General features: G+C 78.2%; 1 protein-coding gene. It reads left to right on the forward strand.

Going from position 1 to position 1168, the window contains the following annotated elements; all coding sequences use genetic code 11:
• Window positions 1–1168, forward strand: a 1168-nt coding sequence (locus ABT023_RS29025; RefSeq protein ID WP_350889873.1) for a SpnB-like Rossmann fold domain-containing protein, incomplete at both ends; no start/stop codon positions are given.

The following is a 1168-nucleotide window of genomic DNA, read 5'->3' on the forward strand; positions in this document are numbered from 1 at the left end:
GGGCGTGGACCGCGGCCGGTGAGGCGTACGCCGAGGTGGCCCTGCCGGAACAGGCGGCGGGCGACGCGGCGCGGTTCGGGGTGCACCCGGCGCTGCTCGACGCGGCCCTGCACCCGATCGGCCTGCTGCTGACCGAGGGCTCCGGCGGGCCACGGATGCCGTTCGCGTTCGAGGGCGTGCAGGTGCACGCGTCGGGCGCCTCGGTGCTGCGGGTCCGGCTGACCCGGGCGGGCAGCGGTGTGCGGCTGGTCGCGGTCGACGGCACGGGCGCCCCGGTCGTGTCGGTGGACTCGCTCGTGCTGCGGGAGATGACCGGGGTCGCGGCCTCTGGCGCCGTGGCCCGGTCGCTGTTCGAGGTGAGCTGGCAGACCGAGGACGTCACCCCCGCCACCGACCCCACCGGCCGGGTGCTGCTGGGCGACGCGGTCGGGACCGCCGGGCCGGGAGTGGCCGGGTACCCCACCGTGGCCGACCTGGCTGCGGCCGTGGCCGCCGGAACGGCCGGCCGGCCGCGCGTGCTGCTCCTGCCGGTGACGATCCCGCAGCCGGCGGACGCCGACGTGCCGGCGGCCGTGCGGACGGCCACGGCGCACGTCCTCGGCGTGCTCCGGTCCTGGCTGGACGCCGGGGAACTGGCGGACACCCGGCTCGTCGTGGTGACCCGGGGCGCCGTGGCGGCCGTCCCCGCCGACGAGCTGCGCGACCCGGTGGGCGCGGCGGTGTGGGGCCTGCTGCGCTCGGCGCAGTCGGAGCACCCCGACCGGATCGTCCTCGCCGACGTCGACCGGGACCTCTCACCCGAGCTGTGGGACCTGCTGGCCGGCGTCGCCGAGGACCCGTCGCCCACGGGCGGGCAGGTCGCGGTGCGCGGCGGCGAGGTCCGCTCCCCGCGCCTGACCCGCGCCGGCGCCTCGGCCGGCGACGACCTGACCCCGCCGGACGGGCTGTGGCACCTCGCCGCGACCGCCCCCGGCACCCTCGACGGGATCAGCCTCACGCCGGCCACCCCCGCCCCCCTCGACGCGGGGCAGGTGCGCATCGCCATGCGGGCGGCCGGGGTGAACTTCCGGGACGTGTTGATCGCGTTGGGGATGTATCCGGATCCGTCGGCGGTGATGGGCAGCGAGGGTGCGGGTGTGGTGGTGGAGGTCGGTCCGGGGGTGACGGA

The organism is Micromonospora sp. NPDC002296, assembly GCF_040296145.1.
Lineage (GTDB): Bacteria > Actinomycetota > Actinomycetes > Mycobacteriales > Micromonosporaceae > Micromonospora.